This is a genomic window from Lelliottia nimipressuralis, from assembly GCF_004115925.1.
Lineage (GTDB): Bacteria > Pseudomonadota > Gammaproteobacteria > Enterobacterales > Enterobacteriaceae > Enterobacter > Enterobacter nimipressuralis.
The window spans coordinates 1-21,780 of the sequence record NZ_SDDX01000002.1; the positions used below are offsets into that span (position 1 = coordinate 1).

General features: G+C 57.3%; 14 protein-coding genes and 4 tRNA genes. 16 read left to right on the top strand and 2 right to left on the bottom strand.

Annotated features, from left to right (window positions below; all coding sequences use genetic code 11):
• Positions 1–44 precede the first annotated feature (44 nt).
• The 4 genes from ETG88_RS02470 to ETG88_RS02485 all read left to right on the top strand — a co-directional run bounded on the left by ETG88_RS02470 (position 45) and on the right by ETG88_RS02485 (position 449).
• Positions 45–119 (top strand) — tRNA-Gln (locus tag ETG88_RS02470).
• Between the two features lie 16 nt (positions 120–135).
• Positions 136–212: transfer RNA gene (locus ETG88_RS02475), tRNA-Met, on the top strand.
• 44 nt (positions 213–256) lie between these two features.
• Positions 257–331, top strand: a tRNA-Gln gene (locus ETG88_RS02480).
• A gap of 43 nt (positions 332–374) precedes the next feature.
• Positions 375–449: transfer RNA gene (locus ETG88_RS02485), tRNA-Gln, on the top strand.
• 93 nt (positions 450–542) lie between these two features.
• On the opposite strand, the gene ubiF is transcribed toward ETG88_RS02485, so the two are convergent.
• Positions 543–1,718, bottom strand: coding sequence for a 3-demethoxyubiquinol 3-hydroxylase (gene ubiF / locus ETG88_RS02490; RefSeq protein ID WP_129034470.1), 1,176 nt, complete (start codon positions 1,716–1,718; stop codon positions 543–545).
• Positions 1,719–1,854: 136 nt separating this feature from the next.
• On the opposite strand from ubiF, the gene miaB reads away from it, so the two are divergent.
• From miaB to rihA, 10 genes are all read left to right on the top strand, one after another.
• Positions 1,855–3,279 (top strand): tRNA (N6-isopentenyl adenosine(37)-C2)-methylthiotransferase MiaB, encoded by a 1,425-nt coding sequence (gene miaB, locus ETG88_RS02495; protein WP_129034471.1) that lies wholly within the window; start codon positions 1,855–1,857, stop codon positions 3,277–3,279.
• Between the two features lie 172 nt (positions 3,280–3,451).
• Positions 3,452–4,498: a PhoH family protein gene (locus ETG88_RS02500; protein ID WP_181827485.1), complete on the top strand. Its 1,047-nt coding sequence runs from the start codon at positions 3,452–3,454 to the stop codon at positions 4,496–4,498.
• Positions 4,495–4,962, top strand: coding sequence for an rRNA maturation RNase YbeY (gene ybeY / locus ETG88_RS02505; RefSeq protein WP_100777213.1), 468 nt, complete (start codon positions 4,495–4,497; stop codon positions 4,960–4,962). Before ETG88_RS02500 ends, ybeY begins: the two co-directional genes overlap by 4 nt.
• Positions 4,963–5,063: 101 nt before the next feature.
• Entirely contained in the window at positions 5,064–5,942 is an 879-nt protein-coding gene (gene corC / locus ETG88_RS02510; RefSeq protein ID WP_129034472.1) for a CNNM family magnesium/cobalt transport protein CorC, read from the top strand.
• 5 nt (positions 5,943–5,947) lie between these two features.
• Positions 5,948–7,486 carry an apolipoprotein N-acyltransferase gene (gene lnt, locus ETG88_RS02515; protein ID WP_129034473.1) on the top strand — a complete coding sequence of 513 codons (1,539 nt, stop codon included), beginning with the start codon at positions 5,948–5,950 and terminating at the stop codon, positions 7,484–7,486.
• Positions 7,487–7,887: 401 nt separating this feature from the next.
• Positions 7,888–8,793, top strand: a complete 906-nt coding sequence (locus ETG88_RS02520) for an amino acid ABC transporter substrate-binding protein (RefSeq protein WP_142503628.1) — start codon at positions 7,888–7,890, stop codon at positions 8,791–8,793.
• A gap of 157 nt (positions 8,794–8,950) precedes the next feature.
• Positions 8,951–9,691: an amino acid ABC transporter permease gene (locus tag ETG88_RS02525; protein WP_102104168.1), complete on the top strand. Its 741-nt coding sequence runs from the start codon at positions 8,951–8,953 to the stop codon at positions 9,689–9,691.
• A complete protein-coding gene (gene gltK, locus ETG88_RS02530; protein WP_100777217.1) occupies positions 9,691–10,368 on the top strand; it encodes a glutamate/aspartate ABC transporter permease GltK in 678 nt (225 codons plus the stop codon). Before ETG88_RS02525 ends, gltK begins: the two co-directional genes overlap by 1 nt.
• Positions 10,365–11,090 (top strand): amino acid ABC transporter ATP-binding protein, encoded by a 726-nt coding sequence (locus tag ETG88_RS02535; protein WP_107704044.1) that lies wholly within the window; start codon positions 10,365–10,367, stop codon positions 11,088–11,090. The genes gltK and ETG88_RS02535 overlap by 4 nt, the downstream gene beginning before the upstream one ends.
• 120 nt (positions 11,091–11,210) lie before the next feature.
• Positions 11,211–12,146, top strand: coding sequence for a pyrimidine-specific ribonucleoside hydrolase RihA (rihA, locus tag ETG88_RS02540; RefSeq protein WP_129034474.1), 936 nt, complete (start codon positions 11,211–11,213; stop codon positions 12,144–12,146).
• Positions 12,147–12,224: 78 nt separating this feature from the next.
• Here the strand turns inward: rihA and ETG88_RS02545 are convergent, their stop codons facing one another.
• On the bottom strand, positions 12,225–12,707 hold the full coding sequence (locus ETG88_RS02545; protein WP_100777220.1) for a zinc ribbon-containing protein: 483 nt from the start codon (positions 12,705–12,707) through the stop codon (positions 12,225–12,227).
• Positions 12,708–12,880: 173 nt separating this feature from the next.
• On the opposite strand from ETG88_RS02545, the gene ETG88_RS22235 reads away from it, so the two are divergent.
• Both ETG88_RS22235 and ETG88_RS02550 read left to right on the top strand, forming a co-directional pair.
• On the top strand, positions 12,881–13,045 hold the full coding sequence (locus tag ETG88_RS22235) for a YnfU family zinc-binding protein (RefSeq protein ID WP_164971751.1): 165 nt from the start codon (positions 12,881–12,883) through the stop codon (positions 13,043–13,045).
• A 157-nt stretch (positions 13,046–13,202) separates the two neighbouring features.
• A complete protein-coding gene (locus ETG88_RS02550; protein WP_129034475.1) occupies positions 13,203–21,779 on the top strand; it encodes a GH36-type glycosyl hydrolase domain-containing protein in 8,577 nt (2,858 codons plus the stop codon).
• Position 21,780 lies beyond the last annotated feature (1 nt).

Genomic DNA, 21,780 nt, shown 5'->3' on the forward strand with positions numbered 1-21,780 from the left:
GTACCCCAGCCATATTCTTCGATTTAGCGGTTCTCCGCGGTTATTGGGGTATCGCCAAGCGGTAAGGCACCGGTTTTTGATACCGGCATTCCCTGGTTCGAATCCAGGTACCCCAGCCATCGAAGAAAGCAGTCTGGCTACGTAGCTCAGTTGGTTAGAGCACATCACTCATAATGATGGGGTCACAGGTTCGAATCCCGTCGTAGCCACCAAATTAGGAATTTATCGATTATTTCGATAAACTAGAAAAAATTGTTGGGGTATCGCCAAGCGGTAAGGCTCTGGTTTCTGATACCAGCATTCCGAGGTTCGAATCCTCGTACCCCAGCCAATTTCAAAAGTCGTTAGATTGTTGTTTGTTTAACGCACCCTGTTGGGGTATCGCCAAGCGGTAAGGCTCTGGTTTCTGATACCAGCATTCCGAGGTTCGAATCCTCGTACCCCAGCCACTTAATAGCAAAAAAGCCCGCTCTGCGGGCTTTTTTGTTTTTGTGCTCTGGAGATATCCCCCTCCCTCAAAACAACGAGGGAGGAGACAGAACCTACAGACCTAACGCGTACTTCAATGCCTGACGCTTCAACCCGCCCGCACGCTCGGCTGCCATCAGACCCATATTGCGCAGAATCCGTATCGGGCCGAGATCGTTGCTGAATCCCGCATAAAACAGATCCATCCCCGACTGCATTAAAAAGTTATCCGCCATGCGACGCGTCTGGTAGCGCTTCAGCACAGCCGCACTCGCCCAGGGTTCCGCATGGTCACGCGCGCTGCTCATCACCGATAACAACGCTTCGACGTCACGATATCCCAGGTTGACGCCCTGCCCGGCCAGCGGATGAATGGTATGCGCGGCATCCCCCACCAGCGCCAGCCCTTCTTGTGCATATTGCAGTGCGTGACGACGGGTTAACGGGAATCCTCCCGCCGCCACCGGCGTCACTACGCCGAGACGCGCCGGGAAGTGTTTTTCGATTTCGCGCTGCAGCTGATCCATCGACAAACTTTGCAGCTGGCGAATGCGCGCCGGCGTGTCGTACCACACCAGTGACGCCCAGTGTCCAAAGAGCGGTAAAAAGGCGTGCGGGCCGTTGGGGGTAAAGTGCTGCCAGGTACTGTCGCCCGGCTCATTTTCACATTTAACGGTAATCAGCATACAAGATTGCTGATACTGCCAGGCGTGAATACCGATCCCGGCCATCTGGCGCACCTGTGAATTCGCACCGTCGGCCCCCACGACCAGCTTCACGGCCAGTTCATCGCCGTTAGCCAGCTCCAGCAAATAACCGCCCTCATGGCGATGCAGCGCTTTCAGAGAATCCGGAACGCGCAGCGTCACGTTCTCATGCGACTCCAGCGCCTGCCACAAAGCTAGCTGCAGAACGTTATTTTCCACCATGTAGCCCAGCAGCGGCAGCTTCAGTTCAGCGGCGTCAAAGGTCACATGCGCGGTTTCCCACTCCCACGTCTCCAGTCGACGATACGGATGGGCGCGCATCGCGAGGATCGCCTCCCACACGCCCAGCCCGCGCAGCAGATCGACCGACGCGGCGCTGATCGCCGAGATCCGCACGTCCGGCTGCTGAGCCTCGTCAAATTCGGGGGGCGCGGCCTGCTCGATCACCGTTACCTGGAATCCCTGTTGTGCCAGTCCCAGCGCCAGTGCGCCGCCGACCATCCCGCCGCCGACCACGGCGATTTCGGTTTTCTGGAGTGTCATGGTCAATAATCCTTTGAAGAGAATCCCTTAAGTTTACCGGATTTTTTCTCCCTTGAGGCAGCCAACCTTCATACTGGTCACAACCCCACCAAAGCATTACAATACGCGGCTTGCAATCCTGAGCCTGAGCAAGTCGATGACTAAAAAACTCCATATAAAAACCTGGGGCTGTCAGATGAACGAATACGATTCATCGAAGATGGCCGATCTGCTGAATGCCACCCACGGGTATCAACTGACTGAAGTGGCAGAAGAAGCCGATGTGCTGCTGCTTAACACCTGCTCAATCCGTGAAAAAGCGCAGGAAAAAGTCTTCCACCTGTTAGGTCGCTGGAAACTCCTCAAAAAGAAAAATCCGGACCTGATTATCGGCGTCGGGGGCTGCGTGGCCTCGCAAGAGGGCAAGCTGATCCGTCAACGCGCCCATTACGTCGATATTGTGTTTGGCCCGCAGACTCTCCACCGCCTGCCGGAGATGATCAACTCAGTGCGCGGCGATCGCAGCCCGGTGGTTGACGTCAGTTTCCCGGAAATCGAGAAATTTGACCGTCTGCCAGAGCCGCGTGCCGATGGCCCAAGCGCCTACGTCTCCATCATGGAAGGCTGCAACAAATACTGCACCTACTGCGTCGTGCCTTACACGCGCGGTGAAGAGGTCAGCCGCCCTTGCGACGATATTCTGTTTGAAGTGGCCCAGCTGGCGGCCCAGGGCGTGCGTGAAGTAAACCTGCTCGGCCAGAACGTGAACGCCTGGCGTGGCGCAAACTACGACGGCTCCACCGGCACCTTCGCCGAGCTGCTGCGTCTGGTTGCCGCCATCGACGGTATCGACCGCGTGCGTTTCACCACCAGCCATCCGATCGAATTTACCGATGACATCATTGATGTCTATCGCGATACGCCAGAGCTGGTGAGCTTCCTGCACCTGCCGGTCCAGTGCGGCTCTGACCGTGTGCTGAACCTGATGGGCCGCACGCATACGGTTCTGGAGTACAAAGCCATCATCCGCAAGCTGCGTGAAGCGCGCCCGGATATCCAGATTAGCTCCGACTTTATCGTCGGCTTCCCTGGCGAAACCACCGACGACTTCGCGCGTACCATGAAGCTGATTGGCGAAGTCAATTTCGACACCAGCTTTAGCTTTATCTTCTCTGCGCGTCCGGGCACGCCAGCCGCCGATATGGTGGACGATGTACCAGAAGAGGAGAAAAAACAGCGTCTCTATATTCTGCAGGAGCGTATCAACCAGCAGGTCAACGCCTGGAGCCGCCGTATGCTCGGCACCACGCAGCGTATTCTGGTGGAAGGCACGTCGCGTAAGAGCCTGATGCAGCTCTCTGGACGTACCGAGAACAACCGCGTGGTGAACTTCGAAGGCACTCCGGACATGATCGGTAAGTTTGTCGATATCGAAATCCAGGAAGTGCTCACCAACTCCATGCGCGGCAAACTGGTGCGCACGGAAGCGGAAATGGGCCTGCGCGTCGCCGAAACGCCAGAGTCTGTTATTGCCCGCACGCGTAAAGAAAACGATTTGGGTGTCGGTGTTTACCAGCCTTAATCCATTCAGGCCTGTCGCTCTGGCAGGCCTTGTATTTCCCCTCTGCGTCCCCAATATGCAACCATAAGCTTGCGCCTTTAAACTGTGGCGTGAATAATTTCGTAAAGACGACTCGTCTGTAAGTCAGTTCGGCACGTTGCTCTCTGACCCTACACACATTAAGAGGAACAGTTTGAATACAGAAACGCGTGAACTTACCCTGGAGCCAGCAGACAACGCTCGCCTGCTGAGCCTGTGCGGGCCGTTTGATGACAACATCAAACAACTGGAGCGACGTCTGGGTATCGAAATCAATCGTCGCGATAATCACTTCAAACTCACCGGACGCGCCATCTGCGTCAACGCCGCTGCGGACATTCTGCGCAGCCTGTATGTCGATACCGCCCCGATGCGCGGCGAAACTCAGGATATCGAGCCTGAGCACATCCACCTCGCCATTAAAGAAGCGCGAGTGCTTGAGCAGAGCGCGGAAAGCGTGCCGGACTACGGCAAGGCCATCAATATCAAAACCAAGCGTGGCGTCATCAAGCCGCGTACGCCAAACCAGGCGCAGTACATCGCCAATATTCTCGACCATGACATCACCTTCGGCGTCGGCCCGGCGGGGACGGGTAAAACCTATCTGGCCGTTGCCGCCGCCGTCGATGCACTGGAGCGTCAGGATATTCGTCGTATCCTGCTGACGCGCCCGGCGGTAGAAGCCGGTGAGAAACTGGGCTTCCTGCCCGGCGATTTGAGCCAGAAGGTAGACCCGTATCTGCGCCCGCTGTATGACGCCCTGTTTGAAATGCTCGGCTTCGAGAAAGTGGAAAAGCTGATCGAGCGTAACGTCATTGAAGTCGCCCCGCTCGCCTATATGCGCGGCCGTACGCTGAACGATGCGTTTATCATTCTCGATGAGAGTCAGAACACCACCATCGAACAGATGAAGATGTTCCTGACGCGTATCGGCTTCAACTCGAAAGCGGTTATTACCGGCGATATCACCCAGATCGACCTGCCGCGCAGCACCAAATCCGGTCTGCGTCACGCCATCGAAGTGCTGGCGGAAGTAGACGAAATTAGCTTCAACTTCTTCAACAGCGAAGACGTGGTGCGCCATCCGGTGGTCGCCCGCATCGTCAACGCCTATGAAGCGTGGGAAGAAGCAGAACAAAAACGTAAAGCAGAACAGGCCGCGGAACGAAAACGCGAAGCCCAGGAGCATGAGAATAAATGAGTCAGGTGATCCTCGATTTACAGCTAGCCTGTGAAGACAATTCCGGTTTGCCGGAAGAGCGTCAGTTTCAAACATGGCTGGATGCGGTGATCCCGCAGTTTCAGGAAGAGTCAGAAGTCACGATTCGCCTGGTCGACGAAGCGGAGAGCCACGAGCTGAACCTGACCTATCGCGGGAAAGATAAGCCGACCAACGTGCTCTCTTTCCCGTTTGAAGCGCCGCCGGGCATCGAAATGCCGCTGCTCGGCGACCTGATCATCTGCCGTCAGGTGGTTGAACAGGAAGCCAAAGAGCAGCAAAAGCCGCTCGACGCTCACTGGGCGCATATGGTTATCCACGGCAGTCTGCATCTGCTGGGTTATGATCATATTGAAGACGAAGAAGCGGAAGAGATGGAATCCCTCGAGACAGAGATAATGCTTGCTCTGGGCTATGAGGATCCGTACATTGCCGAGAAAGAATAGTCAGTTAAGCATCAGGCTTTACTGACCGATCAGGCCGCCGCATATGGACCTTTCCTGCGGCGGCGCGCATTAAACTCACAAGAGAACCCTTAACAAACGCCATGAGCGACGACAATTCACACAGTAGCGACACGACAACCAGTAAGAAGGGATTTTTCTCCCTCATTCTGAGCCAGCTGTTCCACGGCGAACCGAAAAACCGTGATGAACTCCTGGAGCTGATTCGTGATTCCGGGCAGAACGATCTTATCGACGAAGATACGCGCGAAATGCTCGAAGGGGTCATGGACATCGCCGACCAGCGCGTTCGCGATATTATGATCCCCCGCTCGCAGATGATTACCCTGAAACGCAACCAGACTCTGGACGAGTGCCTCGATGTGATCATCGAATCGGCCCACTCGCGTTTCCCGGTGATCAGCGAAGACAAAGATCACATTGAAGGGATTCTGATGGCCAAGGATCTGCTGCCGTTTATGCGCAGCGATGCCGAAGCTTTCAGCATGGAAAAAGTGTTACGCCAGGCGGTGGTGGTCCCGGAAAGCAAGCGCGTTGACCGCATGCTGAAAGAGTTCCGCTCCCAGCGCTACCACATGGCGATTGTTATCGATGAATTTGGCGGTGTTTCCGGCCTTGTGACTATCGAAGATATTCTCGAACTGATCGTCGGTGAAATCGAAGATGAGTACGACGAAGAAGACGATATCGAATTCCGTCAGTTGAGCCGCCATACCTGGACCGTCCGCGCGCTGGCCTCCATTGAAGAGTTTAACGACACCTTTGGCACCCACTTCAGCGATGAAGAGGTGGATACGATTGGCGGGCTGGTGATGCAGGCCTTTGGCCATCTCCCGGCGCGCGGCGAGTCCGTTGACATCGATGGTTACCAGTTCAAGGTCGCCATGGCCGACAGCCGACGTATTATTCAGGTTCACGTCAGATTGCCGGACGACTCCCCGGTGCCAAAACTGGAAGATTAATGTAAATGGCATTTGCCCCACTGCTTGAACGCCAGCGCGTCCGTTTGCTGCTGGCGCTGTTGCTCGGAGCCAGCGGAACGCTGGCTTTTTCTCCTTATGACATCTGGCCTGCCGCCCTCCTCTCACTGATGGGGTTACAAGGGCTGACGCTGAATCGCCGCCCGATTCAGGCTGCGGCCATCGGCTACTTCTGGGGTCTGGGCCTGTTTGGCTCCGGCATTAACTGGGTTTACGTCAGTATCGCGCAGTTCGGTGGTATGCCTGGCCCGGTTAACGTCTTCCTGGTGGTGCTGCTGGCGGCGTATCTCTCGCTGTATACCGGTCTCTTCGCGGGGATTTTGTCGCGCCTGTGGCCGAAAACCAGCTGGCTGCGCGTGGCGATTGCGGCACCTGTGGTCTGGCAAATCACCGAGTTTTTACGCGGCTGGGTGCTGACCGGCTTCCCGTGGCTGCAGTTTGGCTACAGCCAGATCGATGGCCCGCTAAAAGGCCTGGCGCCGGTGATGGGCGTGGAGGCGATCAACTTCCTGCTGATGGTGGTGAGTGGTCTGCTGGTGCTGGCCCTGGTGCAGCGCAACTGGAAACCGCTGATCGCGGCAGTAGTGCTGTTCGCCCTTCCCTTCCCGCTGCGCTTTATCCAGTGGTTCACTCTGGAGCCCGCGCGCGCGACCCAGGTGTCGATGGTACAGGGCAATATTCCACAGTCGCTGAAGTGGGATGAGAACCAGCTGATCAATACGCTGAAAATCTATCTCGATGCGACGCAGAAAGAGATGGGCAAATCTGACCTGATTATCTGGCCGGAGTCTGCGATTCCCGATCTGGAGATCAACCAGCAGCGTTTCCTGAGCATGATGGACGATCTGCTGCGCGCGAAGAACAGCACGCTGATCACCGGGATTGTCGACGCGCGTCTGAACAAACAGAACCGTTACGACACCTACAACACCATTATCACGCTCGGCAAAGACAACCCGTATAGCTACGAATCGGCGAATCGTTACAACAAAAACCACCTGGTGCCGTTTGGTGAGTTTGTGCCGCTGGAAACGATTCTGCGTCCGCTGGCACCGTTCTTCGATCTGCCAATGTCGTCCTTCAGCCGTGGGCCTTATGTCCAGCCGCAGCTTCATGCGCATGGCCTGGCGCTGACCCCGGCGATCTGTTACGAAATCATCCTTGGCGAACAAGTGCGCGATAACTTCCGTCCCGATACGGATTATCTGCTGACCATCTCCAACGACGCCTGGTTTGGTAAGTCGATCGGTCCGTGGCAGCACTTCCAGATGGCGCGCATGCGTTCCCTGGAGCTGGCCCGTCCGCTGCTGCGCAGCACCAATAACGGCATTACCGCCGTGATTGGTCCGCAGGGTGAAATCCAGGCGATGATCCCGCAATTCACACGCGCCGTGCTGACAACCACCGTCACGCCAACCTCCGGCCTCACGCCGTATGCTCGCACCGGCAACTGGCCGCTGTGGATCCTGACGGTTCTGTTTGGTTTTGGCGCTGTGTTAATGAGTTTGCGTCAGCGTCGTAAGTAATCCCCCAGTGCCCGGCGGCGTTTCGCTTGCCGGGCCTTCATTCCTCATTCCCAGGCCAGGTCTGGCACGACACATCTGATACCCGGCAAATCCCCCTCGACTCCCATTTCTGGCACGCCTATTGCTTTGTTAAATCACAGATTCAGTGGTTTCGCTTAACGTGCAACTTCGGCGCACCACCGCAGTTCATCGGTAGCACCGAAACGGTGCAGGCAGATATTTTTGCCTCTGAATGGTGCGGCGCGCTTCGCAAAAATAAACAATAACGCAGCAAAATCTTTACATTAAGCCAGACTAAATGTTAACAAGCTTGCATAACACTGCACTCGCATCGCGCGAGATATAACAACATCACAATGGGTATCAATGCGTCATTGGCGCAGATAATAAAGGAGTTGGGTATGCAATTACGTAAACTGGCCACAGCAATGCTGGTAATGGGGATGTCCGCAGGCGTCGTTCACGCCGAAGACGCTCCGGCTGCCGGGAGCACTCTCGACAAGATTGCCAAAAATGGCGTGATCGTGGTCGGCCACCGTGAATCTTCCGTCCCGTTCTCATACTACGACAACACGCAAAAAGTCGTAGGCTACTCTCAGGACTACTCCAACGCGATCGTAGAAGCGGTCAAGAAAAAGCTCAACAAACCTGACCTGCAGGTAAAGCTGATTCCAATTACGTCGCAAAACCGTATTCCTCTGCTGCAAAACGGCACCTTCGATTTTGAGTGTGGTTCCACCACCAACAACCTCGAGCGTCAGAAACAAGCGGCCTTCTCCGACACCATCTTCGTGGTCGGTACGCGTCTGCTGACCAAAAAAGGCGGCGAGATTAAAGACTTCGCAGACCTGAAAGGCAAAGCGGTTGTTGTGACTTCCGGTACCACCTCTGAAGTGCTGCTGCACAAGCTCAACGACGAGAAAAAACTGGATATGCGCATCATCAGCGCGAAAGACCACGGTGACTCTTTCCGTACGCTGGAGAGCGGCCGCGCGGTGGCATTCATGATGGATGACGCGCTGCTGGCGGGCGAACGTGCAAAAGCGAAGAAACCAGACAACTGGGACATCGTCGGCACGGCGCAGTCGAAAGAGGCATACGGCTGTATGCTGCGTAAAGACGACGCAAGCTTCAAAAAGCTGATCGATGACACCATCGCTCAGGTTCAAACCTCCGGCGAAGCGGAAAAATGGTTCGATAAGTGGTTCAAGAACCCGATTCCACCAAAAAATCTCAACATGAACTTTGAACTGTCTGACGACATGAAAGCCCTGTTCAAAGAACCAAACGACAAAGCACTTAACTAATTAGAACCATTAAGGGGCGGGATCTCCTGCCCTCTCGATTGTCGGGAAGCGCGGACAGACTATACGTTGAGTGGTCGTTCCCCACTCAGCGCGAACATTGAGCTTCTCACCAATCTTCGAGGGTAGCGCTGCTACCCTTTTTTTTCTGGAGTTTATTATGTCAATAGACTGGAACTGGGGCATTTTTCTGCAACAAGCCCCGTTCGGCAACACCACCTATCTTGGCTGGCTGTGGAGCGGCTTTCAGGTTACCGTTGCGTTATCGATAACGGCCTGGATAATCGCTTTCCTGGTCGGTTCCCTGTTCGGTATTTTACGTACCGTCCCGAACCGTTTTCTCTCTTCCCTGGGTACCCTGTACGTCGAACTGTTCCGTAACGTTCCGCTCATCGTGCAGTTCTTTACCTGGTATCTGGTCGTGCCTGAACTGCTGCCGGAAAATCTCGGCATGTGGTTTAAATCTGAGCTGGACCCGAATATTCAGTTCTTTGTCTCCTCGATGCTCTGCCTTGGCCTGTTCACCGCTGCGCGCGTGTGCGAGCAGGTGCGTGCTGCGATTCAGTCGCTGCCGCGCGGGCAAAAGAACGCCGCACTGGCGATGGGCCTGACGCTGCCGCAAAGCTACCGCTACGTGCTGCTGCCAAACGCTTACCGCGTAATCGTTCCGCCGATGACCTCCGAGATGATGAACCTGGTGAAAAACTCGGCCATCGCCTCCACCATTGGTCTGGTCGATATGGCGGCGCAGGCGGGCAAGCTGCTGGATTACTCCGCCCACGCGTGGGAATCTTTCACCGCCATTACCGTGGCCTATGTGCTGATTAACGCTTTCATCATGCTGGTGATGAACCTGGTTGAACGTAAAACTCGCCTGCCGGGCAATCTGGGGGGCAAATAATGTACGAGTTTGACTGGAGTTCCATTGTTCCCGCCATGCCCTATCTGCTCGACGGGCTGGTTATTACCTTAAAAATCACCGCCATTGCGATCGTGGTTGGTATTGTCTGGGGCACGATTTTGGCGGTCATGCGCCTGTCGAGCTTCAAGCCTTTCGCCTGGTTCGCTACCGCCTACGTCAACGTCTTCCGCTCTATTCCGCTGGTGATGGTGCTGCTGTGGTTTTATCTGATCGTCCCCGGCCTGCTGCAAAACGTGCTGGGGCTGTCGCCGAAAACCGATATCCGCCTGATCTCTGCCATGGTCGCGTTCTCAATGTTTGAGGCGGCGTACTATTCGGAAATTATTCGCGCGGGTATTCAGAGCATCTCTCGCGGACAATCGAGCGCGGCGCTGGCGCTGGGGATGACCCACTGGCAGTCCATGAAGCTCATTATTCTGCCACAGGCGTTTCGCGCCATGGTCCCGCTGCTGCTGACGCAGGGCATCGTTCTTTTCCAGGATACCTCGCTTGTGTATGTGCTGAGCCTCGCGGACTTCTTCCGTACGGCCTCCACTATCGGCGAACGCGACGGTACGCAGGTTGAGATGATCCTGTTCGCAGGTGCAGTTTATTTTGCAATTAGTTTAAGCGCGTCGCTGTTGGTTACCTGGCTGAAGAAAAGGACAGTCTCATGATTTCCCTGAAAAATGTTTCTAAATGGTATGGGCACTTTCAGGTGCTAACCGACTGCTCCACCGAAGTGAAAAAAGGCGAAGTGGTTGTGGTATGCGGGCCGTCTGGCTCCGGTAAATCGACGTTGATTAAAACCGTCAATGGCCTGGAACCGGTGCAGAAAGGCGAGATTGTCGTCGATGGCACGAAGGTGAACGACAAAAATACCAATCTGGCGAAACTGCGTTCCCACGTCGGAATGGTGTTCCAGCACTTTGAGCTGTTCCCGCACCTGTCGATTATCGAGAACCTGACGCTGGCGCAGGTAAAAGTGTTGAAACGCGACAAAAAAGCGGCGCGTGATAAAGGCTTAAAACTGCTGGAACGCGTTGGGCTGTCTGCTCACGCCGATAAGTTCCCGGCCCAGCTCTCCGGTGGTCAGCAACAGCGTGTGGCGATTGCGCGCGCGCTGTGCATGGACCCTATCGCCATGCTGTTTGATGAACCAACCTCCGCGCTTGATCCGGAAATGATCAACGAAGTGCTGGATGTGATGGTGGAGCTGGCGCACGAAGGGATGACCATGATGGTGGTGACCCACGAGATGGGCTTTGCCCGCAAAGTGGCCAACCGCGTGATCTTTATGGACGAAGGGAAAATTGTCGAAGATTCGCCGAAAGAGGATTTCTTCGCTAACCCGCAATCCGATCGCGCCAAAGATTTCCTCGCCAAAATCCTGCACTGATCAACCCGGTGCGCACTCTTCGGATTGCGCACCACTTCACGCTTTAGGTCTCTTCTTCTCGTCTGCTTCATCTTGCGGCGTTAACCTTGTCACAAAATAACGCCAAAAATGGAGCACCCTATGCCACTGCCGATCATTCTCGATTGCGATCCTGGTCATGATGACGCTATCGCGCTTGTCCTTGCCCTCGCCTCACCGGAATTAGCCCTCAAAGCCGTCACCTCCTCCGCCGGCAATCAGACCCCGGACAAAACCCTGCGCAATGTGTTACGTATGCTGACCCTGCTCAATCGCATGGATATCCCGGTGGCGGGCGGCGCGGTGAAACCGCTGATGCGCGATCTGATCATCGCCGATAACGTTCACGGCGAGAGCGGGCTGGACGGCCCGGCGCTGCCGGAACCAGGCTTTGAACCGCAAAACTGCACGGCGGTTGAGCTGATGGCGAACGTGCTGCGAGAAAGCGATGAGCCGGTGACGCTGGTGGCGACAGGCCCGCAAACCAACGTGGCGCTGCTGCTCAACAGCCACCCGGAACTGCACGCGAAAATCGCGCGGATTGTGATCATGGGTGGAGCGATGGGGCTGGGGAACTGGACGCCCGCGGCAGAGTTCAACATCTTCGTCGATCCGGAAGCCGCAGAAATTGTCTTCCAGTCGGGCATCCCGATTGTGATGGCCGGTCTGGATGTCACCCACCGGGCGCAGATCATAGCAGAAGATATCGCGCGTTTTCGCGCAATTGGCAACCCTGTTGCCACCACGGTCGCTGAGCTGCTCGACTTCTTTATGGAGTACCACAAAACCGAGAAATGGGGCTTCCAGGGCGCGCCGCTGCACGATCCGTGCACCATCGCCTGGCTGCTGAAACCGGAGATTTTCACGACCGTTGATCGTTGGGTCGGCGTTGAAACCCAGGGGAAATACACTCAGGGCATGACCGTGGTGGATTATTATTTCCTGACGGGCAATACGCCGAATACCACGCTGATGGTGGATATCAACCGGGAAGCGTTTGTCGATTTGCTGGCGGAAAGACTGAAGGTTTACGCCTAATCGTGCGCCGGGCGGCGCTGCGCTTTTCCGGCCTACGGTTTTGCAGGCCCGGTAAACGTCGCGCCACCGGCGTTAATGTTACGGCTCGAAAGGCCGTCTCTGGAACTGGTCATGGCCGCATTTCGGGCAGCGCGGCAGAACGTCCGGGGTATACACCGCCAGATGGAAATGACAGTTTTCACAGACCAGATTGCCCAGCCCGACCACCTCGCCGCTGTGATATACGCCGTGATGGTTCAGATCCTGAAACACTTCGCGCCACTCCAGCTGGGTTTTATCGGTGATATCTGCCAGCTCCTGCCACAGACTCTCTTTAATCACCCGCATAAATACGCTGTCGGTAACGTCGTTTTGACTCTCTTCGTAGCTTCGCGCGAACTCCTCAAGGTCGCGGCGCACGGCCCGCGTCACCTCTTCCACTTCGGTGCGCGTCAACTCACCCGTCTGTACAACCCGAACACGCGCCTGCTCGACAAGAGCATCAATATCACGTTCGCCGTTACGCAGGCGTTCCGTCAGTGTGGCAACCAGTTCGCGGTAAAATTGAGCAACCTTGTTCATCCTTTCGCCTCCCGGGTAAGTAACTGTCTCTAATAATAGACCTTATTTTGCCGCTGCTTTGTCAGGTCGACCACAGACCGGGTAAATTCCTGCAAAGGCGGGATGCGATACCGTGCACAGTATTTGAACAGTTCGTGCTAGGATGAAGCTCATTCATTGAAAGGTTAATCATCATGTCTCTTCTCGATTACGCAATGAAGCTTATCGGTGGCGCATCAACCACCACCGTGACTTGCCCGCACTGCGGCCTCAAGTCCTCCCACCCGACCTCCAAAATTCGTCTCAAACAGGCCATGCTGTGCCCCGGCTGTAAAGCCCTGTTTGTTGCTCCACGCTGATTGCACGCGCGCCCTTTGGCGCAACATCGGTGTTCTATACTGAAGTAAGAGTCCAGCAGCTGTTAAATCCAAGATGCCCCACACCCATCCTGAGAGAACGTTTCTGATCTGATTTCACAACTGCTCCTGCGCGTTCATGTCGCACCAGAGCAACCCTATGAAAATGAGCCTTAAATCGTGGCGGAGTCGTTCCCGTTCACTTCCGCCTGTCAACGTCTCTGCCCTGAAGGGGCACGAGCCTGTGCCAGAAAATAGTCTGCAGGCCGAGCTTTTTTCGACGGCGCAGATGGCGCGCTACGGTCAAAAACTGGCGCGTTCGCACAAGCTGTCGCCCGACAAACTGCCCTATTACCTGCTCAAACGCCTCGATGATAACGAGGCAGTCATTACGCAAAACTGCTACGACCTTAATGCCGGTAAAAAAGCGACGATAATGCCCGCCGGTGAGTGGCTGCTCGACAACTACTACCTGATTGAGGAGCAGATCCGCATCGTGCGCCAGCATCTGCCGAAGAATTTCGGCAAAGGGCTTCCGGCGCTGGCCTCCCCTCATGACTGCCCGCGAATTTACGCCATTGCCGCCGAGGCGATTGCCCATGGCGACGGACGCTGGGACGCCACCAGCCTCACCAGCTATATCAGCGCCTATCAGCAGGAAACGCCGCTGACGCTGGGCGAAGTCTGGGCGCTGCCCGGCATGCTGCGCCTGGCGCTGATCGAGAATCTGCGCCGGGTCAGTATCGACGTGGTTAAAGCCCAGCAGGAGCGCAATCTGGCAGATAGCTGGGTCACCCGCATTTTCGAATGTGCTGAGAACACGCCCGCCGATCTGATCATGGTGATCGCCGATCTGGCGCGCTCCAGCCCACCGCTCACCAGCGCGTTTGTCGCCGAGCTGGTGCGCCGCCTGCAGGGACGCGGCAATATGCTGGCGTTACCGCTGACCTGGGTCGAACAGCGTCTGGCGGAACAGGGAGTCACCACCGATACCCTGATCCACCGCTTCAACCAGCAGTTAGCCGCCAGCCAGCTGTCCGTGAGCAACAGCATCGCGGGCTTGCGTTTGCTGAGTGAAACCAACTGGGCCGATTTTGCCGAAGCCATGAGCGTCGTCGAGCAGACGCTGCGCCAGGACCCGGCAGGCATTTACCCGCTGATGCACTTCGATACGCGCGATCACTATCGTCACGTCATTGAGGTTCTGGCGCGAGACAGCCGCTTTAGCGAGCTGGAAGTTGCCCGCCGCGTGCTGGCGCTTGCCAGTGAAAATGCGCCCGAGACACCCGGCGCCCATATTGGCTATTACCTGAAGGGCGAAGGCCGCCAGCAGCTGGAGATCCTGCTTACGGCAGATGCGTCGCGGCTGATTCGCCTGCGGCACAGCTTCAACCAGATCCCCCTGATGTCATGGCTCGGCAGCCTGAGCCTGTTGACCACTGCCGCGACGGCTGAAATCCTGCATCGCACGGCACAGCAGGGGATGGGCTGGCTGCTGATCCTCCTCGCACTGCCGCTGATTATTGTGCTCAGCCAGCTTGCCAGCGACCTGTTGAGTGAAGCGACGACCCGTTTTCGTACGCCGCGCCCGCTGCCGCGCATGGACTTTTCCAGCGGTATTCCGCCGGAGTCGGCCACGATGGTGGTCATTCCCTGCTTGCTCACCAGCGCCGACGGAATCAGCAAGCTCATCACCCGTCTGGAAGTGTGTTGGCTCGGCAATCAGAGCGATCATCTCTGTTTTGCGCTCCTGACCGATTTTGCCGATTCAGCAGAGGAATACTCACCGCAAAACAGTGCCTTGCTCGACCAGGCGATGTCACACGTTCAGGATCTCAACCGCCGCTATCCGGCCAGCCGCCCGCTGTTTTATCTGCTCCACCGGAACCCAGAATGGAACCCGCAGCAGGGCGTGTGGATGGGTTATGAACGCAAACGGGGAAAACTGGCGCTGCTGAACAGCTGGTTACGCCATCCCGATAAACAGTTTTCCAGCGTCGCCGATCTGCCAGCCCACCAGCGACCGGCGCCGATCAAATACGTGATCACGCTCGACAGCGACACACTTCTGCCGCGCGATACCGCCCATAAGCTGGCCGCAACCATGGCCCATCCACTCAACCGGCCAGAGTATGACGCCGCGCGCCAGCGGGTGGTCAAAGGCTACGGCATTCTGCAACCGGGCATGGCGGAAGAGATGCCCCGCAACGGGCAAGGGCGCTATGCCGCCATGTGCAGCAGCATCGCGGGGAATAACCCCTATTCAATGATGTCTTCCGATATCTATCAGGATCTGTTCAACGAAGGCTCTTTCGTCGGGAAAGGTATTTACGACGTCGATATTTTTGTGCAGGCCACGCACAACACCTGCCCGGAAAACCTGGTGCTCAGCCACGATTTGCTGGAAGGGTGTTATGCCCGCTCGGGGCTGTTAAGCGAAGTGCTGCTCTACGAGCAGTACCCGAATAACTATCTTTCAGATGTCGCGCGTCGCACCCGCTGGATCCGCGGCGACTGGCAACTGCTGAACTGGCTTAAACCGCGCGTCAGAAAAGCCGATGGCACGCGCGATAAAAACCCGCTGTCCGCCCTGTCGTACTGGAAATTATTCGACAACCTGCGCCGGAGCCTGGTCGCCCCATCCCTGTTGGCGCTGCTGTTTTGCACCCTGCTGTGGGTGCCGAATCCCCTTTACTGGCTGAGCGTGCTGGCGCTGGTGTGGCTCTTGCCCACCGGGCTGGCGGTCGCCTGGGATCTGATCAATAAACCTGCCCGGCGCCATACTGTGCAGCATCTGCTGCTGGTCGCCTCCGGCGCCCTGAAGCGGCTTTCCCGCATCGGACTGACTGTGGCGACGCTGCCTCATGAGGCCGGCTATTCTCTGTATGCCATTGCCGTCACGTTCTGGCGTCTGGGATTCAGCCACCGCAATCTGAGCCAGTGGGCCAGCTTCAGCCCAGACGACGATGTGGCAAAAACCTCACCGCTCCGCTTTTATCGCGCGATGTGGATGAATGTCGCCTGCGGCGTGGCTCTCAACGTCCTGACCGCCCATATTGCGCCGATGTTTTCCTTTATCGCGCTGCCCTTAAGCCTGCTGTGGTGCCTGACACCGCTGCTGCTGAGCTGGATGAGCCGCCAGCCTGCGCGCCGGACATTTTCCCCCAACAAGGAACAGAAGCTGCTGCTGCGCCAGACGAGCCGCGAAATCTGGGCCTTTTTTGAAACCTTTGCCACCGCGAAAGAAAACGGACTGCCACCGGATAACTATCAGGAGATCCCCCACCCGGTGATTGCCCATCGAACGTCGCCGACCAATATTGGCCTTTCGTTGATGGCAAACCTGACGTCGTGGGATTTTGGCTATTTGCCGATTGGCGAGGTGCTGCAGCGCGTGACGCTGACCCTGGACACACTGGATAAAATGGAGCATTTCCGCGGGCATTTGTATAACTGGTACGACACCCAGACCCTCGCGCCCCTTAGCCCGCGCTACGTATCCAGCGTCGACAGCGGCAATATGGCGGGCCACCTGCTGACCCTGCGCGAAGGGCTGACCGCCATGCGAAATCAGCCCGTGTTAAATTGCACGCAGGTGCTGGCCGGGCTGAACGATACCCTGGGTATCCTCGAAAAACACTGGGGACAGCACGCCCCAACCGGGCTGCGGCTGTTGCGTAAACACTGTCTGAACGCTAACGCCATGTCTCCGGCGCAGGTTTATCTCGAACTGAAGCAGATGCGTACCCAAAGCAACCATTTGACGGCGCTGTGCCATCAGGATGACAAACTGGTTCTGCGCTGGATCGAGCATTTGCAGCGCCAGCTGGTGCAGCTGTGCCATGAATGGTCGCATCTGCTGGGCTGGTTAACGCCCGCCTATGACTCCCCGACGCTGCCGTCTTTGAGCGAGCTTGCTCAGGCGACGCACCGCGGTGAAGGCACGCCCTCCACTTCGGCGATTACCCTGGCACGCATGCGTCTGAATATCATTACCGAGCTAGAACAGCGGCTGAACGAGCATGCGCGGATGGATTTCACGTTCCTCTACAGCGAAGTGACCAGCCTGCTCAGCATCGGCTACAACTGCGACAGCAATATGCTGGATAAAAGTCACTACGATCTGCTGCCCTCCGAAATTCGCCTGACCAGTTTCCTCGCCATCGCCACTAACCAGCTGCCGCAGAAGAGCTGGTACGCACTCGGCAGGCTGTTTACCACCATTGAGAACGAAACCGCCCTGATGTCCTGGAGCGGTTCGATGTTTGAATATCTGATGCCGAATCTGGTGATGCCCACCTGGCCCGGTAGCCTGCTGGACGAGATGAGCCAGTCGGCGGTAATGCGCCAGATCCATTGGGGGAAAGAGCGCGGCGTCCCCTGGGGTGTGTCGGAGTCGGGCTATCACGCCTTTGATGTGCAGCAGAACTATCAGTATCAGGCCTTTGGCGTGCCGGGTCTCGGCCTGCGTCGTGGGCTGGCGGACGATATGGTCGTCGCCCCTTACGCCACGCTGCTGGCGCTGATGATTGCGCCGCAAAAAGCCTGTGACAACCTGCTCCGTCTGGAAAAAAACGGCGCGCGCGGGGAGTTCGGTTTTTATGAAGCGCTGGATTACACCCCCTCGCGTCTCGCCTCTGGACAGTTGTACGCGGTGGTGCAGTCATGGATGGCGCACCATCAGGGGATGGCGTTTCAGGCGCTGGCGCACGTCCTGCTGGATGCGCCGATGGCCGATCGGTTTATGGCCAGCACCGCCTTCCAGTCTGCCAGCCTGCTGTTGCAGGAGCGAGTACCGGATGCGGTCGATCTCTACAGCCCGCGTCGTCATTTTGAGTCTCACGAAGGACGCGTTAAACCGGTGCACTACGAGCCGAGGATTTTCACCACGCCGGACAACCTGATCCCTGAGGTTCAACTGCTCTCAAACAGTCATTACCATCTGATGATGACCCACACCGGCGGCAGTTACAGCCGCTGGAACGATCTGGCCCTCACCCGCTGGCGCAGCGATACCACCCGCGATAACTGGGGTGCGTTCTGCTATATCCGCGATCTGCAGTCGGGCGAAACCTGGAGCAATACCTGGCAGCCGATGGGCGATGCGGACAGCAGCGACGAAGTGATCTTTACCGATGCGGGCGCGGAATTCCGGCGCACGCTCGGCTCCCTGAGTGTGAAAACCCAGGTGGTTGTGTCGCCGGAAGATGATATCGAACTGCGCCGCGTAACGCTGCTGCACCGTGGCCGCCAGCCGCGCACCATTGAGCTGACAACCTACGCCGAAGTGGTACTGGCACCGGCGAACAGCGATCTGGCGCATCCATCGTTCAGCAAACTGTTTATCCAGACTGAGCTGGTCCCTGCTCAGAACGCCATTCTGTGCCACCGACGCCCACGCGCGCCGGATGAAAAAAGTCCCTGGCTGTTTCACATGATGGTGGTACAGGGCAGCAGTCAGCCTCGCGCCTCGTTTGAAACCGACCGAGCGGCGTTTCTTGGCCGCGGCAGGCATCCGGCAGATGCGCTGGCAATCGGACAAAGCGGGCCGCTCAGTAACTCCTCTGGCTCGGTACTGGACCCAGTGCTGGCCATTCGCCAGTCGATCACCCTGCAACCCGGCCAGCCGGTCACCGTCGATATCCTGTATGGCGTGAGCGAAAATCGCCAGCAGAGCCTGACGCTGCTGGAAAAATATCGCGATCATCCGATCGCCGACCGCGTCTTTGAGCTTGCCTGGTCGCACAGCCTGGTGGTGTTGCGCCAGATTAACGCCAACGAAGATGACGCCGCCCTGTTTAACCGGCTCGCCGGTGCGATTCTGTATCCGTGCCAGGAGCTGCGCGCCGACAGCCAGACCCTCAGCCGCAATCGACGCGGCCAGTCGGGCCTGTGGGGCTGGGCGATTTCCGGCGATCTGCCGATTGTGCTGCTCAGCATCAGCAGCGAAGAGAGCATTCTGTCGATTACCACCCTGATTCAGGCGCACCGTTACTGGCGGCTGAAAGGGCTGGCGGTGGATCTGGTGATCCTGAATGAAAGCCCCGGCGGTTATCAGCAAGCGCTGCAAAATCAGATCATGGATCTGATTTATGCCGGGTCTGAAGCGAGCCTGCTGGATAAATCGGGCGGGATTTTTGTCCGTAACGGCGAACACCTCTCCACCGAGGACAAACTGCTGCTGATGAGCGTCGCGCACCTGTATCTCGACGATCGTGCAGGCGGATTGAACGAACAGCTGGATCAACGCATTCATAGCCTTAAAACCGTGCCTGCGCCCTTTATTGCGCACGGTGGATCGGGCGTTATTCAGCATATTCCCTGGACGCCGGATACGGGGCAACTGCTGCATTTCAACGGCCACGGCGGTTTTTCTCAGGATGGCCGCGAGTACCAGATTGTCCTTCGGGAAAATGCCCCGACGCCCGCCCCCTGGTCGAATGTGCTGGCCAATGCCCGTTTCGGCAGCGTGCTGTCGGAGGCCGGGCAAGCCTACAGCTGGTATGAAAATGCCCATGAATATCGCATCACGCCGTGGGAAAACGATCCCGTCAGCGACCCTGGCGGAGAGGTGTTTTACCTACGCGACGAAGAGAGCGGCGCGTGCTGGTCACCGACCACCTTACCCCTTCGCGGTGAAGGGGATTACCTCTCTCGCCACGGGTTCGGCTATAGCGTCTTTGGCCACCGGGAGAGCGGCATTGACAGCGAGCTGACGGTGCTGGTCGCCGAGCATGAGCCGGTCAAACTGGCGATCCTGACGCTCAGCAACAACTCCGGGCGGACACGAAAACTCTCCGTCACCGGATACGTGGCCTGGACGCTGGGTGAATCACGCTCGCAGTCGGCCCACCATATAGTGACCCATGCGGCCAGCGTCAACGGCGGCTGCGGCGTGATGGCGAACAACTTTTACGGCGGCAACGGCAGCGGCCGTACGGCATTTTTCGCCGTCAGCGGTGCACACTGCTCCCTGACGGGCGATCGACGTGAGTTTCTGGGTCGCAACGGCTCCCTGCACGATCCGCTGGCGATGCGCTTGCACAGGCTGTCGGATAAAACCGGAGCCGGACTGGACCCTTGCGGTGCGGTGCAATCGGCTGCCACGGTGATCGACGGCGATCACAAGACCTTTATTTTTGTGCTGGGAGTGGGCGACGATCCGGCACAAGCGCAGACGCTACTCAATCGCTATCTCAACGAAGAGGCCGCCCGCGAGGAGCTGAACAACGTTCACCGTTACTGGCACAGCGTGCTCGATAACATCGTGGTCAACACCCCGGACAGTGCCGTCAATCTGCTGACCAACGGCTGGCTGCTGTATCAAACGGTGGCCTGTCGTCTGATGGCGCGCAGCGGGTACTATCAGTCCGGGGGCGCATTTGGTTTCCGCGATCAGCTCCAGGATACGCTGGCCCTGAGCCACGCCGCGCCTGAACGCCTGCGGGACCAGATTGTGCTCTGCGCTTCCCGGCAGTTTATCGAGGGCGACGTGCAACACTGGTGGCATCCACCGCACGGCAACGGCGTGCGCACGCGCTGCTCGGACGATTATCTCTGGCTGCCGCTGGCGGTTTGTCACTATGTCGAGACTACCGGGGATAACGGCGTGCTTGAGCAACAGATTCCTTATCTGGAAGGCCGTCTCCTTCAGCCCGGCGAAGAGTCAGTGTACGACACGCCGATAGTGAGCGCCGTCGAAGAGACGCTGTGGCAGCACTGCGTAAAAGCCCTGCGTCATGGTTTGCAGTTCGGACAGCATGGTCTGCCGCTGATGGGCGCGGGCGACTGGAATGACGGCATGAACCGGGTCGGGATCGAGGGGAAAGGGGAAAGCGTCTGGCTTGGGTTCTTCCTGTACGACATTTTGCAGCGCTTCGCCGCTCTGGCTGAACAGCGTCAGGACGGGACGATAGCGGAACTGTGCCGCACCCAGGCGTCACGTTTGCAGAAAAACCTGGAAGCTTCCGGCTGGGACGGAGAGTGGTATCGTCGCGGCTATTTTGACGGCGGCGAACCGCTGGGGTCGAAGGCCTCTCAGGACTGCCGGATAGATGCCATCGCCCAAAGCTGGTCGGTGCTCTCCGGAGCCGCCGATCCGGTGCGCAGCGCGCGGGCAATGCAATCGCTGGATAAGCTGCTGGTCGATAACGACGCCGGGCTTATCAAACTGCTGACGCCACCGTTCGATGGCCACGGCCCGAACCCGGGCTACATTCAGGGCTATCTGCCCGGCGTGCGGGAAAACGGCGGGCAATATACCCACGGTGCGATCTGGGCGGTGATGGCCTTTGCCCGAATGGGCAATACAGAGCGGGCGTGGCAGCTGTGGTCGATGATCAATCCTATCAACCACGCTTTAACGGCCGATGACGTTGAACGGTATAAAACCGAGCCTTACGTCATGAGTGCTGACGTCTACAGCGTCGCGCCGCATAGCGGACGTGGGGGCTGGAGCTGGTATACCGGTTCAGCGGGATGGGCCTATCGCCTGCTCACAGAGGAGTTACTGGGGATAAAACGCTACGGTGAAACGTTTGTCGTACATGCGCAGTTACCGCATGACTGGCCGTCACTCAACATGACCTATCAGCAAGGAAGTAGTCAGTATCACATTACGGTTTCGCGGGGTGGTGAAGCCTACCAGGTACGACTTGATGGCGTTATGCTGCCTGATGACCGCATTCCGCTGATGAAGGATGGGCAATCTCATACGGTTGAGATTGTTCAGAATTAAT